This is a genomic window from Helicobacter suis HS1, assembly GCF_026000295.1.
Classification (GTDB): domain Bacteria; phylum Campylobacterota; class Campylobacteria; order Campylobacterales; family Helicobacteraceae; genus Helicobacter; species Helicobacter suis.
The window spans coordinates 1598058-1611913 of record NZ_AP026769.1; the positions used below are offsets into that span (position 1 = coordinate 1598058).

Consider the following 13856-nt stretch of genomic DNA (forward strand, 5'->3'; position numbering starts at 1 on the left):
AAGAGCCCCCTCCTCTCTTTCTAGGCCAAGAAGGGGTTACTATAAATAGCCACAATAGCAAACACTAAGGTATAAATCACCTGTGCTTCAATCATGGCCATAGCAATAAACATCGTAGTGAGTAATTTACCGCCCACACCCGGGTTACGCGCTGTACCCGTAATAGCTGCGGCAGCTGCATTGCCCATTCCTATTGCACCCCCGCAGGCTGCTACTCCTAAGCCCACTACCGCGCCTACAACGGAATAAGACTTAATCATATCCGTTCCGCTTATATCCGCTCCAAAGACCAGCCCCACCGCTCCTAAAAAGAAAAGCACAACAAACTTCATGGACTCAACAACCTCGCTCAATTGTTAAAATTTTCACAAGTCTTAATTATAGCACCATTAAGCTTAAGTTAAAATGACATGTACCTTGCCCTGCTCTATTTTAGAAACCTGACAGGTTAAAGAGGTATCTGGCTTTAAATTTTGCCAATCTAAATCTTTCAGATCACTTTTGTGTAGTAAGGCTTGGCCACCTCCACTTAAACGCACAAATACACCAAAATCCACCACCTTTTTAACCCATGCCTGTACCTGCTCCCCAGCCACATAAGAAGGGATTTCCAGAGATTCTAAAATAAAATCTTTAGCTTTTAATACCGCTTCTTGAATGCCATGGATACACACTTGTCCGCTTTGTTTATCCAAATCAATTTGCACGGCAAAGCGCTGTAAAATTTCTTTAATATTCTTCCCACCTGTGCCTATAAGGGCGCTGATTTTGGAGGGTGGGATATAAAAACTCTCTGAGATAGGCATGGCTTTTGTATTAATGGGCATGATCTGTGCTATCTCTTGCATGCGCTCTAAAATCACCGTGCGGGCTTGTTTAGCCTGCTTTAAAATTTCACCTAGCCACTCTAAGCAAATGCCAGATAACTTAGTATCCATTTGCATCGCTAAAACCCCTTGATGGGTACCGGCAATTTTAAAATCCATATCCCCTTGCATGTCCTCTAAAGCGCTAATATCACTTAAAATAGCATACTTATCCCCCTCTACCATAAGCCCCATTGCCACACCGGCTACTAAATCGCGTATATCAATCCCAGCTGCTTTTAAAGCCAAAGAACCCGCGCACACGCTAGCCATAGAACTAGAACCATTGGATTCTAAAATTTCAGAAACAAGGCGAATCACGGGGTGTTGTTCTGGTAACGTGCTCTCTAAAGCTTTTTGTGCCAAATGCCCATGCCCTAATTCGCGCCGGCTTAATGCACCCATAGGCATGGCCTCACCCACACAAAAGGGGGGGAAATTATAATGCAACATAAAACGCTCTTTAGAAGGTGTTTTTTCATAAGTGCCTAGCCCTTGTTTGGCATCATTTTCACTCCCTAAAGTACAAGCCACTAAGGCTTGAGTGTGCCCGCGCTCAAAAAGCACGCTAGAGTGGCAGGCGGGTAAAAGATTGGTTTCTATATAAATGGGGCGGATTTGTGTGAGAGTGCGGCCATCGGGTCGTTGTTGTTTTTCTATGATTTCTGATCGCAAATGGGCATACAAACATGTTTGTAAAGCCAATTTGAGTTCCTCTAAACTCACTTGTTGGCCTTCTAAGTTGAGTTCTTCGGCTATTTTTTGGATTAAATCCTGTACTTGGGCGTTGCGTTCGCTTCTAGCCATTAGACTTGAGGTTTCTAAAATAATGGCTTTAAAGCGCGAATTGAGTAAATCTATGAGGGCTGTATTTGGTTTAATGGGGTCTTTCATAGAGAGATTTTTTGGTTTTCTATGGGGGGTGAAGTGGTGGTAATAGTGCATGCAATATTCTTGTATTTGTGTGTGGGCATGCCTAATTAAATCTAATAGTTTGGATTCTTCTAAAGCATGTTGGCTTGAATCTTTTATCTGCATTTCTATCATCAAAATAGCCTCCGCATTCCCCACTACTAACAAATCCAAAGACTTAGCCGTATCTGTGCCATTTAAACGCATGGCATGGATTGTTGTATCTACGCCAATATTGGCTAAATAAAGCGCATTGCTAGCAGCATTGAGTGCACAAACTTGTAAATCGCTTTGGTAATCATAACTGAGTACTAAAAGAGTGATCTGGGTGGGGTAGGTGTATCCTTTAGGGAAGAGAGGGCGTAAACTGCGATCAATAAGGCGTGAGGTGAGGGTTTCAAAGTTATCCATTTTTCCCTCGCGTCTTAAAAAGTTGCTTGGAAAACGCCCAACCGCATAAGCCCTTTGGGCATATTGCACGCTTAGGGGTAAAAAGTCAGCTTCTGTGTGTTGTCTATCCACCACCACGCTAGCTAAAATCACCGTGCCTTTATAGCGATAAAGTAAAGCGCTATCTGCTGTCTTAGCTACATAATCAATTTTAAATTCTTGTCCGTTAATTTCAATGTTTTGCATAAGGATTAGCAAAGTCAAGTACCTGACTGATACGCCAGTACTCCAATTTCAGCCCATTGAGCCCATAAAGATATTGGGTGAGAGTGTTCCACACTGACAAAATATTCAGGGCGATACACACTAATCACTCCATCACAAAGTAAAGAGAGAGCATCGGCTACATTTTTGGGCACTGCGTAGGGGTGAATATAAATATTTTTTGTTGGGCTAGAGCGCTAAGGGTGTACATATTAGAGTTAAATAGCCCATTTGCAAAGGTGTAATAGGCCCCGCTTAGTATAGCTTGTAGCTGGATTGTGTGCAAAAGTTTATGGTATTCGCGCGCTAAATCGCTATTAAGGTAGAGAGCATAGCTACTGTTTAGCCTCGCCATAAACATAGTCTAAAGTGATTTCAAAAGAGTTAATCAGATTTTCATTCATAAGAATACCCATGTTTTCACTCACCAATGCAATCTCACATTCGCGGTTTAAGGGGGCATAAATAGGAGCTGTAAAGAGAAAATCTAAAGCCGTCCCTAGTTTTTTAGAGAGTGCATGGGCAAATTTTAACCCTTTCAGACTGGTAACAAGCACCACAGCGTTTTTGGTGTCTAAATGCCGAATGAGGATTTCATTCATGAGCTGGTTAAGCGCATCTTCAGGGCTAGCAAACATGAAAGTATCTACTAAATTACCCATATTATCTCCTCCTTAATGAGCGGTAGGTCAAACTAGTTTTAGTGATTGGAGAAAAATCTAAGGTAAACTTGACATAGTTATTTTCATAAACCCTTAAAGGATCGCTTGGGTTACTTGTTAATACAGGGCGGCGCTGGTTAACAAACTCTAAGCCAAATCCAAAACAGCGAATCTTTTTAAAAATCCCGATATTCCAATTAAGTACGACATTATTTTCAATATCATAACCCACAGATGTCATGAGAGAAAACCATCTAAAATCATTACTCAAGCCTGCTTTGATGTAGTTAGAGTTGTTAGTGGAAATTTTATCAAGGGCAGTTTCATTAAAATTCTTTTTCAAGTAGTAAGAAATGTTGGCGCTTAAAAATTTATGGGTGTAGTTTGCATTAATAGAGGCCTCAGTTAGGCTGTTATAAAACCAAGAGTAAAAAATTGTGCCATAAATATCCAAACCTCTTAAAGGGGAAAAGCCAATCTTACTTTCCATAGGACTCTGAGCAATAGAGGTAGGATTAGCAAAGTCAAGTACCTGACTGATACGCCAGTAGAGCAATTCCTGCCCATTGAGCCCATAAAGATATTGGGTGAGATTTAAATAAAGTTGGCTATTAGAGGGGTTTGGGCTAAAGAGTAAAGAGGGATTCCACACAGCATCATAAAGGTGGTTTTGGTAGTCATACTGCGTAAGGGTATCATTCGTGTAGCTATTTTGGGCTAGAGCGCTAAGGGTGTACATATTAGAGTTAAATAGCCCATTTGCAAAGGTGTAATAGGCCCCGCTTAGTACAGCTTGTAGCTGGATTGTGTGCAAAAGTTTATGGTATTCGCGCGCTAAATCGCTATTAAGGTAGAGAGCATAGCTACTAGAAAAGTAATTCCCAAATTCTCTGGATTGATTACCCACTTGGGGAATATAGCTGGTTTTTTGATTCAAAATGGCTAAGTTACTCAAATCAATCGTATTCCATAGCCCCACAGAGAGGTATTTTTTAAAGAGAGAAAATTGCAACCCTAAAGGTACATTGATCGTATTTTGTACATAGCCATAACCCACTGGGCGCACCACATTGTGGAATTGGTAGTCTAAAGAGTAAAGGAGGTGTTTCCAGCCTAAAGTGTTTAAATATTTGTGGTATTGCAAATTAGGCAGGGATTGGAAGGTCTCATTATTATTAATCTTATTAAGGTTTAAAAAATACCGGAGATAAAAGCCATAAAAGTGGTTATTAGTTTGGACATAGTAATTAACCCGCGACATGTGGGTCGCATCAGTGATGCGTTTATTGACCTTTTCAAAGCGCACATAGTCTAAGTCATTCATATAGAGAAAATCTATATAGGAGGCATTATCTAAAGACTTTTTGAGTCCAAAATATTTTTGCAAAGTCTGGCGGCTTGCATTGAGCATTTCAAGCCCGTAGATATTTTGGTTACGCAAATCGTATTTTCTAGTGTAGGCGTTGTAGTTTCTAAAATAGCGCATGTTAAATAAAAATTTATCTTGATGGGAATTAATCCAACGGGCTTGAAAATTTATTCCTAACCCGCGTTTAGAACGGATTTGAGGGACCAAAGTCATATCCCAAGAATTTTTAGGGGCGATGTAGATAGGTTGTAGATAGATAAAACCGGCTAAGTTTGAATCACTAAATTCAGGATAGAGTAGGCCGCTAGAGCGCTTATTACTGGTAGAAACAAAGGCATAGGGAAAATAAAATATGGGGATTTGCCCCAAATAAACTTTAGGATTCCAAAGAGAAAGGTGGGATTTATCCACATTATAATGGCCGGAAGAAGCGTTGACATGCCAAATGGGGTTTTCAATATCACAGCCTGAAGTTGTGAGGTTTTTAATCTTGTATCTATTTTGTTTGGCGTGGGCAATATCAGCGCTGATCCAAATCCCTGTAACGCTATCTTGTACATAAAAGGGAAAGATGAGTTCGTATTTTTTATCTAATTTAATCTTGATATGCTCACTTTGTACTAAAAGCCCCTCTCCACGATAAACCTTAACATGCCCATCTATTGTGGCTTCTTTCTTTTGGGTGTCATAGATTACGCGATCGGCTAGAATGTAGACATCATAATTAAGCAAAACAGCATGCCCAGTGGCCACTACAATATTGTTTTTAGAATCCACGCGATCGGCTAATAACTCAAAAATCTTATGGTTTTTCTTATTAAATTTTTGCACGGCTACTTGTTGCTTGCTAAAAAGTACACCTAGCAATAAAAGAATGATAAAAGTACCGCGCCACAACACTCATTTAGACACAATAACCAAAGTCTTGGCATGCCGGTCATGGAAAGTACGGCCAAATTTATCCTTAAAGCAATAAGCCAAAGGAAAAAATAGCAACGCCTCTTTATACAAACAACGCTTCATGCGCGCAAGAAATGGGGGTTTATCTAAACTGCTCACATCTAAGATACGCAAGTGGAAAACTAACTTACCAATACTGTTACCTAAAAAGCCCATCAATAAACTTTCATAAAGAATATGCAAACCAAAGAAAGCACACAGAAAGCGTAAAAAAATGGGGTGTAAAGGCAAATAGGGGTGCAAATCCCAACTTAGAAAGCTCACCCAAACTAAATCCACCCCATAAGCCCCCACACGCCACGAAAAAGGGGCAATTACAAGATGTTCTTTATAGAGTCGTTCTTCTAGTTTGGCTTCCATGCGCCTCTAAAGTGATCCAATATCTTCGCGAAACTGCATGCCTTCAAATTGTACCTTTTTAACTAAGTTGTAAGCGTGGTTTTTAGCCTCACTCAGCGATTTACCCCAACCCACGCACACACACACCCCCCCCAGAAACCAAAAATACCCCATTTTCTTGTACAATTTTGCCTAAATCCAAATGGGCATTTTTTTCATTCATGGGATCAATATAAACATTTTGCCCCCCAGAAATTTTATAAGGATAATCTTTAGAAGCCAGTACAACACCTAGTGTATGTTGGGGGTGTAATTCTAATTCTATTGTATCCAAACGATCCTCCAAAGTTGCCTCCAATAAATCTAACAGAGGCGTTTTTAACAAAGGTAAAAGCACACTACACTCAGGGTCTCCTAAACGGACATTAAACTCAAGCAAATAAGGTTCTAATTGCCCCTCTTGTTCAACTACCATAATCCCCGCATAAAGCACCCCTATAAAAGGCGTGCCCGCCTCTACCATTGCTTTTAATGCAGGCTCTATAATTTGGCTTGCAATCTTGTTTTTTAAAACCTCATCACATAAACTTGAAGGCGCGAAAGCCCCCATTCCGCCCGTATTTGGCCCCTCTGGGGTGAGTTTTTTATAATCATGGCAGGGGGGTAAAAGAAGATAGTTTTGGTGGTGCACCAGAGCAAAGATAGAGAGTTCAAAACCTTTTAAATATTGTTCTACTAGCACTTTTGAGTGTTTTTCTTGCAATAAAAGTTGCCCCAGTATTTGTTTGTATTCCTCTTCACTCTGGACCACCACCACGCCCTTACCTCCAGAAAGTCCATCAACTTTAACCACTAATGGAAAGCCTAGAGCGGCAACCTGTTCTTGTGCTAGAGTGTGATCGCGCACAATACAGTAAGGGGCTGTTGGGATATGATATTGTGTGGCTAGATTTTTGGTAAAACTTTTAGAACCCTCTAGGATACTAGCCTTTTTACTAGGGCCAAAAACAGCAAGACCGGATTCTTTAAGCATGTCAGCCAAACCCCCCACTAAAGGTTCTTCAGGTCCAATTACAACTAAATCAACACCCTTTTGCAGGGCAAAATCTACAATTTGGGTATATTCTTCTAAGGGGATATTCTCGCCAATGCTTTGTGTGCCACCATTGCCCGGGCAAAAATACAGCTCACTTATGCGCGTATCCTCTTTTAATTTGCGCCCCAAAGCATACTCGCGCGCTCCGCCCCCGATAATTAAAATTTTTTTCTTCATTTACGCCCTATTTTTGATCACCCAAACGACCGTTACTTGTGTGCGTAGTTCAAAGAAGCTATAAGAGGCCAAGAGGATCTCTTTAGGGGGCAAATACCAGATGCCCATCACACCAAAACCACTACTGACAGCCTCACAAAGATGGATAAAAGAACTTGCCATTTTAAGAAACACGCATCGCCCAGGCTTTGGCGCCATTATACTAAATTTTACTTAAGTGTGCTATCCAATAGCAGCTCTAGCTTTAGCTAAGCAAATTAAGGCGCTAGCTAAGGGTTTTATACTCTGATTTTGGGGGGGTATCTATTGTTGGAAAGTATCAATCTAGGTTGTGGATATTGCTAATTAAATTATAAAGAAACCAACTATCACCATTGATAAAGATCTGTGGTTTAGCTCTTACCCCATCTTTATGGACACTAATCCCGTCTGAATAGGGCGTGATAGAGATGAGTTTAGCAAAGGGAATTCTCAAACTCTTAGATTTTCCACAAAAATAAAGGTGCTTGGTGGTGATAGCTAATAAGCCAGTGTCTACATAAGACATCTGCTCTTCTTGGATTTTATGCCCCTTAAATGCCCCTACGCGGTAGTACACACCCTTAGCAATTCTTAGACTCACACCCTGAGATCCTCCCACATACGAACTCACAGTTTTCATCTCAAAATACTGAACCCCATTTTCTGCCCAAATCAATTTTTCATTTTTCATAAACACAAAGGGCAAAGAATCGCCTATAATGTTAATTCCTGTAGGCATCACACCCTCACAGACATGCCTTAAAATTGAGCCCTGTTTGAGCTTGGCATAGTAGCCATTGGAGTCTAAATCCTCTTGAGAGAGATTAAAAAAAGCGATCAATTTTAAAACGCCCTCTTCCTCTTACTCAGTTAAAAGCCCATCCTCAAGGGCTGTTTGGATAGCAGCCTCAACCCCCTTAATAAGCAAATTTCTTTGCAAAGATTGATCAATAAAACTTCCTTGGGCAATTTGTTGGATGCGTCCTTGTAGATTTTTTAAATCCTCTGGACTGGTAGCTTGTTTGGTGTAATGATCACTGATTATATCTTGAATAGCTTTTTGACCCTCTAGGTGCTCTCTTTGGCACTCCTTGTGTTTACGCCTTAAAAACCCCGCCTTTTGCCCACAAAAAATACAAATACCCACGACCAAAAACTTTCTTACTTTAATTTATAAGCCGCCACTGGCTCTCTAAAGGCCCCAATCATACCATGCCCTAAGTTAAAAATAAACTCTAATTTTATCCTAACTTTAAGATATGCTTTTACACCCTCTAGCAGTGATTAGCCTGTAAGCACTAAATCCGCCAAAAGTACAGCTAATTAAAAAGAAATAGCGCTATCTCCTATAAATCCAGCTAAATCAAGCAAAAGCGCCCATTTTGCCAAAAAGCTCCGCCACAAAAGGAAGTATTAAGAGGAGTAAGACAAAGATCACACCAAAGAAAACACCACAGAGTAATTATCCATGTTCACCTCCTCCCCATAATTGAGATTTCTTAAGATTCTTTCTTTCTCGCGGTTAGCCAAATCCATAATGTATTGAAACTTCTTATCACTCTCTCCCTTGAAGTCAAAAAGCCATGTAGTGAAGTCTTGTTTCTTTTTGCTTAGATTTGTAAAAGCCTCTTGAATGGCGGTATTTATATCTTTGCCAATGCTATTGGCATAATCTTGCCAAATATTTCTTACATCATTAACTAGGGTAGTGAATCACCCACCCGCTAAAGACGGGTGGGCTTCTTGCTTCAACGATCCATAACTAGCAGTATCCAGTATGTAGCCATACTTGGTTACAGCCCCGTTAGCGGAATCTCCACAAGCGTAACTTCGGGTAATCCCTACCCTAGTTTTATCTACCTTGATAGCGTGTCGCTCATCTAGCATTCCCAAAGCATAGTTTCTGATATTGATGCTAGCGTTTAGGTCTCTGTGGTGGTATGTTTGACAACAAGGGTAGATAAAATTTCTAATAGGCAGTGGCTTTTTACCTGTGTTGCTCCCACAGGTCGAGCAGATTTGAGAGCTAGGGAAGTATTGGTCAATTTTGATAAGGGTTTTACCCTTCCAACCAGCCTTATATTCTAATAGACTAATGAGCCTAGACCAGCTGGCATTGGCAATGCTCTTAGCGAGTTTGTGGTTTTTGACCAAATTCCTAACTTTCAAGGTTTCTACTGCTATCAAATCGTATTGATTGGTTATCTCATTACTGATTTTATGTAGGTAGTCCTCTCTGCTATTCCTGATAGAAGCGTGGATTTGTGCCACTTTCTTAGCTTGTTTTTTTCTATTATTAGAACCTTTTAGTTTCTTAGACAATCTCCTTTGCGCTTTAGTGAGTTTGGTTTGTAGATTCTGGAAAAACTTTTTATATGGGTAGAACACGCCATTGCTGGCGATGACTAAAGACTCTAAACCCATATCTAAACCCACAGCTTTTCTGATAGTTGTGGGTTTAGGTTCAGGCTCATTATCCTCATAGCTTATAGAGAGATAGTATTTATCCAATCTAAAGTCAAAAATCAAATTTTGCAAATGGTTTTGTTTAATGACAACTAGAGAGCTAAGAACTTATCAAAGCTCCTAGCAATAGCCTAAGCCATTTGAAAAAATGGCCAAATTTGAGCCTATCAAATCCCCAAGGGGGGTAGGAAAAATGATGACACGAGCTAAGCAACTTGATAGTTTCGTGTGTGAAGTGGGTTTGTAAGGCGCATGCTAAAGGCTTTGTGCTATAGTCGTTAAAGTAGGATACTCTTGGAGGAGAAATTGGTAGACTGCCTAGCTACCAAGCCTTAAAGTACTCTGCGATGAGATTTTTGGAAGAGAGAATTTTGTAGGAAACATTGTTTGGCTTAAGGGGAACGCACAAAACGATGTATCAGCATTGCAAAAAAACCACGAATATATTTTATCTTACGCCAAAGATATTAAAACAAAATCTCTTAGCAAAATCACAAGAGAGGAAAAGGTAAAGGTTTTCAAAGACGAAAAAACGGGGCGGTTTTTGTTTGCAAAAACAATTAATCTACAAAAATTAGGATTGAACTATATAGACGAAAAATTTTTAGATAGTGATTCATTCACGGCAAATTTTATTGAAAAAATAGGAGGGAACAATTTCAAATTTACGATAAAAGTTTAGTAAAAGTCCAAGTTTGGAAGTTGAAAGCGGTTGTGGGGACTTGTAAATAGAAAAGACCAACACGGTGTATGAGACAAAAGCTTGCACCAGAATTAAGGTATCTTTTATGGTGTCTGTGTAAGAATACCTGTGAAGTTAAATCGGGGCGCTCCCCCGGCTCTCTTTGAGGGTTTCTTTATTTTTCAGTTTTCAGTTTTTTCGGTTTTTCTTGTTTCATACTTTTTTTGATTAGCCGTTTTGGGAAACAGCCTGTTGAAAGTGCCTTAAATGCAATAAAAACTCTAAAAAATATTCAATCTTTTCATATGCAAGGCTTACAATCCGTCCAGGATGATTTATGCCACTACTTGGCGCGCAAGCAGAAAGTCTAGGATAGGCAATGCTTTCTTTGATCCTTGCTTTGCTAAATTCTCCCAGTGAAAACAAGCGTTTCTAAGGCTAGAGAACAGATCTAAAACAATATTGACCTCATGGTAGTTAGGCAGTTTTGAATCTACTTTTTTGTTAAGATGGCAGAAGTCTCTAAAGTTTAGTCTGTGTTTTCTAAAGTCAAAAATCAAATTTTGCAAATGGTTTTGTTTAATGACAACAATGAGCGATCCTAGTGTCAAATTAGACAATAGGTGTGAGTTATAAGCTCTTGGATCAGCGATTTGTATATAATCTACATACTCCTTAGTGGCCTTATCTTTATGGCGTATTTTTGGACCCATTCTGTGGTAGTGGGATGTCTGCAATCGAAGCATTAAGAGCTAATAGAAAGGCCATTTGTTTCGATCTAAATCCATTGAGTTCATTTTTTATTGAGGTTTATACTTCAGATTTTGATCATGATAGTTTTAAGAAAGTAGCGTTAGAAATTGTTGCTGGTGTGAGAGACGATGAATATTATAAAAAATTGTGGGAGTATGATGGCATTATCCACAATGTCAAATACGATAAAAACGAGATTTACGAAGTGTGTCTGAGCGAATACAAAAAACATAAATTTAAAAATAGTACGCGGAGAGCGCGGACACAGCAAGATTTAGAAGCGCTATTGTTTGCAAAAACAATTAATCTACAAAAATTAGGATTGAACTATATAGACGAAAAATTTTTAGATAGTGATTCATTCACGGCAAATTTTATTGAAAAAATAGGAGGGAACAATTTCAAATTTATTTGGACGGAGAGAAATCTTTATGCCCTATCGTTGCTATTTAGTAAAATTCTAGAAGTTAAAGATGAGAACATCAAGAAGTTTTTAGTATTTGGTTTTTTGATGACAACACATCTATGTTGTAAAATGAACATACCAAGAAGAGAACAGGCATGTAGAAACTTCTCCACAAGCTGGGGCAGGAGTGCCTATGTGTGTTCTAGTAGGCAGATGGAGCAAAATCCACTCATTGTTTTTTATCATAGTTGTTTTGGGAAACAGTCTGTTGAAAGTGCCTTAAAATGTGCAAATACCTACATAGATAAAAGCAAAATCAAGCTCAAAAGGGTTACTTATGCAGATAAAAGGAAGTTAGACAATGCCTTTAGCTTGAAATATGGGAGTGTTAATGTTTTGACTCTAGCAGACTATGTTGGTGAGAATTCGGTGGATTTTATATTGACAGATCCACCTTATGGCGGACTTGTGCAGTATTTTGATCTGTCTTATCTGTGGTTAGTTTGGCTGAAGAAATACGATGTTAAATTTGGAGAGATCGATTTTAATGGCGAGATCACAATCAATAAAAAGTTTGACTTGAAAAATTATGGCATAAGATTTACAAATGCTCTAAAACAACTACACAGAGTACTTAAAGATGGGGGAAAAATGGTTATCACATTCCACAATAAAAATATCCAGATATGGAATTGTTTCATCAGAAGCTTGCAAGATGCGGGTTTTATCATAGAGAAGGTGATCCACCAGAAAAATAGGCGTAGTGGAGAGTCTGTTGTGGCAAATCCATACGGGACTTCTGGTACAGATTTTTACATCAGATGCATCAAAAGAATTGCATCTCTAGATAAAAGCAAATCTTTAGATAATCTTAACGAAATGATAGTAAAGATAGGCATAAGAGCAATTTCTGCTAGAAACGAACCCACTCCTTTTGTCATTTTATTTGACGCCATACTAGCTGAAATTACAAGTAGTGGCTATATCTTTAGCCATGATTGCGATGGCGATATTAAAAAAGCTCTGTCTGCTGAAATTGGAAAGACTTTTATCATTACAGATCGTGGCAAAGCTACCAAAGCAGATAGACTATGGTGGTTAAAAGAGCCCCATAAGCATATTTCCCTTTACCATGTTCCATTGAGCGATCGAGTAGATAAGGTGATACTGTATGAGCTTAAAACAAAAGCGTTGATCACACTAGATGATGCACTTGCAGCGATCTACAAAAACTTCCCTAATGGTCTGACACTCACAGAGAGCAGTATCCAAGCAAGTTTAAAAAAATTCGCCCTTAAATCAAGTGGTGGCTATGTTTATAACAAAAATGCAGAAGGTGTCTTGCAAGCTACCAAACACACAGAATACATTTACTATATTGGCAACATAGGCAAAAAACTTGGTTATAAGATTTATGTGGGTAAGAGAGAACAGCCAGAAAAAATTACGATTAAAGGGCAAGAGATTCATTTGAGGAGTATTTGTGATGTCCTAAATTTGCAAGAAGTTTTAAACCTAAATCAAGAAGAATACTTTGTAAGTCGAGCAGAAATGATTGATCTTATATTCATCAAAAATAATAAAATCAAGTGCATATTTGAGGTTGAGAATTCAACTAATATCGTCACAGCATTACATAGGGCTTCTGTGCTAGATGACAATGTAGATAAAATCATTGTGATTCCTGATGCTAGAAAAAATGAATTACTCAGACTCAAAGACACATTAACAAGAAAGGTGATAAAAGATCACAACTGGAAATATATCACCTATAGCGATGTGGATAACTTAAATCATACCAAGAATCCAAACTTAGCTACCTATCTAAAGGCAATCGATGGGTAATGCAGAAGGAAAGTATGATAAGCGCAACACTTTAAATGATTTAACGGGTAAGGAATGGCTCAAATTAACTTCTAGCTTTTGGTTTAGTGAAAAGTGTGGGCTTGATAAGGAGGCTTTCAAACATCCTGCACCTTTTTTAGTTAAAGACATTGAAAAACTCATCAAGCTTTTTACAAAGAAACACATGACTATCTTGGATCCCTTTTGTGGTAGTGGGACAAGTTTAATTGCTGCTTACAACTTAGAGAGATATGGTATTGGGTTTGATTTGAGTAAAGAGTATTATCAGTTAGCCAAAGATAGATTAAGTGCACTGGGTGCGATTCAACAGGACCATTACCAGTATATTTTGGGCCATAATTTAGATTTAGTGAAAAAGTTGCAGGAGGATAGCGTGGATTATGTAGTTACCTCCCCACCCTACTACAATATTCTAAAAAATAAATCAGAGATAGAAATTTGCGCTCAAAGAGGATCTTGCAAGGAGTAAAAACAATGTTACATAGAATAAATCTTTCTTTAGGACTCTTGTTGCTTTTAGTATATTTTTGTTTAGGAGAGCAAAATAAATCTGAACCAACTGAATTTGAACCCCCACGCGTTGTTAAGTTACTCAGGAATCAACTGTTCTATCGTGATCAGTGATTT

Annotated in this window: 13 protein-coding genes and 1 pseudogene; 2 read left to right on the plus strand and 12 right to left on the minus strand. The window is 38.8% G+C overall.

Features of this window, described 5'->3' with window-relative positions; translation table 11 throughout:
* Positions 1-20: 20 nt before the first annotated feature.
* The 12 genes and pseudogenes from OO773_RS08905 to OO773_RS08965 form a co-directional block, all read right to left on the minus strand.
* Positions 21-332: a F0F1 ATP synthase subunit C gene (locus OO773_RS08905; RefSeq protein ID WP_034375811.1), complete on the minus strand. Its 312-nt coding sequence runs from the start codon at positions 330-332 to the stop codon at positions 21-23.
* A 63-nt stretch (positions 333-395) separates the two neighbouring features.
* Positions 396-2414 (minus strand): polyribonucleotide nucleotidyltransferase, encoded by a 2019-nt coding sequence (locus OO773_RS08910; RefSeq protein ID WP_006564269.1) that lies wholly within the window; start codon positions 2412-2414, stop codon positions 396-398.
* A 353-nt stretch (positions 2415-2767) separates the two neighbouring features.
* Entirely contained in the window at positions 2768-3094 is a 327-nt protein-coding gene (locus OO773_RS10150) for a hypothetical protein (RefSeq protein WP_406600080.1), read from the minus strand.
* A gap of 1 nt (position 3095) precedes the next feature.
* Positions 3096-5360: an LPS-assembly protein LptD gene (locus tag OO773_RS08920; protein ID WP_247599795.1), complete on the minus strand. Its 2265-nt coding sequence runs from the start codon at positions 5358-5360 to the stop codon at positions 3096-3098.
* 3 nt (positions 5361-5363) lie between these two features.
* Positions 5364-5783, minus strand: a complete 420-nt coding sequence (locus OO773_RS08925) for an RDD family protein (protein WP_006564272.1) — start codon at positions 5781-5783, stop codon at positions 5364-5366.
* A gap of 6 nt (positions 5784-5789) precedes the next feature.
* Entirely contained in the window at positions 5790-5936 is a 147-nt protein-coding gene (locus OO773_RS08930) for a phosphoribosylglycinamide synthetase C domain-containing protein (RefSeq protein ID WP_264828549.1), read from the minus strand.
* On the minus strand, positions 5884-7035 hold the full coding sequence (gene purD, locus OO773_RS08935) for a phosphoribosylamine--glycine ligase (protein WP_264828550.1): 1152 nt from the start codon (positions 7033-7035) through the stop codon (positions 5884-5886). Before purD ends, OO773_RS08930 begins: the two co-directional genes overlap by 53 nt.
* Entirely contained in the window at positions 7036-7209 is a 174-nt protein-coding gene (locus tag OO773_RS08940; protein WP_155729038.1) for a hypothetical protein, read from the minus strand.
* Between the two features lie 145 nt (positions 7210-7354).
* A complete protein-coding gene (locus tag OO773_RS08945; RefSeq protein WP_050780176.1) occupies positions 7355-7897 on the minus strand; it encodes a hypothetical protein in 543 nt (180 codons plus the stop codon).
* Positions 7898-7918: 21 nt separating this feature from the next.
* Positions 7919-8203, minus strand: coding sequence for a hypothetical protein (locus OO773_RS08950; protein WP_050780177.1), 285 nt, complete (start codon positions 8201-8203; stop codon positions 7919-7921).
* Positions 8204-8769: 566 nt separating this feature from the next.
* Positions 8770-9564 (minus strand): annotated as a pseudogene (locus tag OO773_RS08955) (RNA-guided endonuclease TnpB family protein); the annotation flags it as partial.
* 975 nt (positions 9565-10539) lie between these two features.
* Positions 10540-10917, minus strand: a complete 378-nt coding sequence (locus tag OO773_RS08965) for a hypothetical protein (protein ID WP_034376404.1) — start codon at positions 10915-10917, stop codon at positions 10540-10542.
* Between OO773_RS08965 and OO773_RS08970 the strand changes: the two genes are divergently transcribed.
* Complete coding sequence (locus OO773_RS08970) at positions 10908-13208, plus strand: DNA methyltransferase (RefSeq protein ID WP_040499233.1); 2301 nt, start codon at positions 10908-10910, stop codon at positions 13206-13208. The two genes, OO773_RS08965 and OO773_RS08970, sit on opposite strands and share 10 nt — an antisense overlap.
* Complete coding sequence (locus OO773_RS08975; protein ID WP_264828551.1) at positions 13201-13698, plus strand: site-specific DNA-methyltransferase; 498 nt, start codon at positions 13201-13203, stop codon at positions 13696-13698. The genes OO773_RS08970 and OO773_RS08975 overlap by 8 nt, the downstream gene beginning before the upstream one ends.
* Positions 13699-13856: the final 158 nt, after the last annotated feature.